The organism is Streptomyces neyagawaensis (assembly GCF_023516595.1).
Lineage (GTDB): Bacteria > Actinomycetota > Actinomycetes > Streptomycetales > Streptomycetaceae > Streptomyces > Streptomyces neyagawaensis.
Map to the genome: position 1 here is coordinate 1 of NZ_JAMGBG010000221.1, position 1,598 is coordinate 1,598.

The following is a 1,598-nucleotide window of genomic DNA, read 5'->3' on the forward strand; positions in this document are numbered from 1 at the left end:
GTCGACGTCCGTGTCGAAGCCCTTGTCGTAGTACTTCGGCGCACCGGCCAGAGCGTTGCGCTCGTCCTCGGTCAGCTTGGCGTAGGCCAGCGGAGAGGACGGGTTCGACGGGAAGGCCTTCGCCAGGTTGGCCTGGCTCTCCGCCCGCAGGGAGAAGTCCATGAGCTTGTAGGCGTTGTCCACGTTCGCCGCGCCCTTGGCGATGGCGTAGCCCTGGAACTGGCGGCGCATGCCGTTCAGCTGCCTGGTGACCGGGACGCCCTGCTTCTCCAGGTCGGCGATCCGGCCGTCCCAGACGGTCGACATCGTCACTTCCTGGCGGCTGAGGAGCACACCCGGGAGCGGGCCGCTGTCCCAGAACTTCTTGATGTCGCCCCGCAGTCGGGTCAGCACCTTGAAGGCGCGGTCCACATCCAGCGGGTACAGCTTGTCCGCGGGGACGCCGTCGGCCAGCAGCGCGAACTCCAGCTCCGGCAGGTCACCGTCGGGGCTACACATCGCGCGGCCGCCCTTGAACGCCTTGGTGTCGAAGAAGTCCGCCCACGACTCGGGCTTGCGGCCGCCGAAGGCATCGGTGCGGTACGCGATGCACTGGCCGTAGAAGCTGCTGCCGATGGCATGGTCGGTGACCTGGGCCTCGGGGATCTTCGCGCTCTTCACGCTCTTGATCCGGTCGTGGTCCAGCATCTCCAGGGCGTTCTGACCCAGGTACTTGAGGTGGGACATCATCGAGTTGTTGATGAGGTCGCACTGCGGGCGGCCCTGCTTGATCTGCGCCAGCAGCGGGGCGTCGTCCAGGTTGAGCACCTTGACCTGAATACCGGTCTCCTGCGTGAACGGCGTGTAGATCGCCTTCTGCAGAGCCGCGCCGTAAGAGCCGCCGCTGTCACGGACGATGACCGTCTTGCTGCCGCCCTTGCCGCTGCCGGACGAGACACGGCTCGTGCCGGTGCCGCAGGCGGAGAGGGACGGGAGAGCGGCGAGGGCGGCCAGGCCGCCTGCTCCGCGCAGGAGCGCTCTGCGACCGATCATGTGATCACTCATGACAAATCTCCTGGAAGTAGCGCAATGGGGGACCAGCTGGGGAGGGTTGGGGGGTGGAGTCTGTGGGCGGACACGCGGTCCGTGGGCCGGTCGACGGGCAGCCGTTGCCGTCGGCCGGTCAGTTGTGTGGTGTGGCGATGGCGGCGAGTTCGGTGCCGGGGCGGACGGTGAGTCCGTTCATGCCGTAGATGATCGTCCCGGTGGCGTTGGCAGTGACCTTGTGTTCGGTGCCGTCGACGGGGTCGATGATGCGGCCGATGGTCTGTCCTTCGGTCACTTCGTCGCCGGTGACCGCGTCCGGGTACCACAGGCCGGTGGTCTCGGAGGCGGCCTCGCCGGTCCAGATCCAGTCACGGGGCCGGGCGGTCGGCGGCTTCACGTGCGCGGACGCTTCGATGACGCCGAGGTGGTGCAGGATCCGGTGGAGGGCGTCGAGGAGCCTGCGTACGGTGTCCGGGTGCCGGTCGCCGAGCTGGCCGGTCTCGACGAGGATCGCGGGGATGCCCTGCCGGTTGGCGGCGGCGTGGCTGTTGCCGCCCTCGGGGCTGGTGCCG

General features: G+C 68.3%; 2 protein-coding genes. Both read right to left on the reverse strand.

Translation table 11 applies throughout. The features are described 5' to 3' along the window. Positions 1-1,044: ABC transporter substrate-binding protein (locus M8J73_RS44115; protein ID WP_249829908.1), on the reverse strand; the 1,044-nt coding region annotated here is incomplete at its 3' end. Between the two features lie 118 nt (positions 1,045-1,162). Then, on the reverse strand, positions 1,163-1,598 hold a 436-nt coding region (locus tag M8J73_RS44120; RefSeq protein WP_249829909.1), incomplete at its 5' end, for a succinylglutamate desuccinylase/aspartoacylase family protein.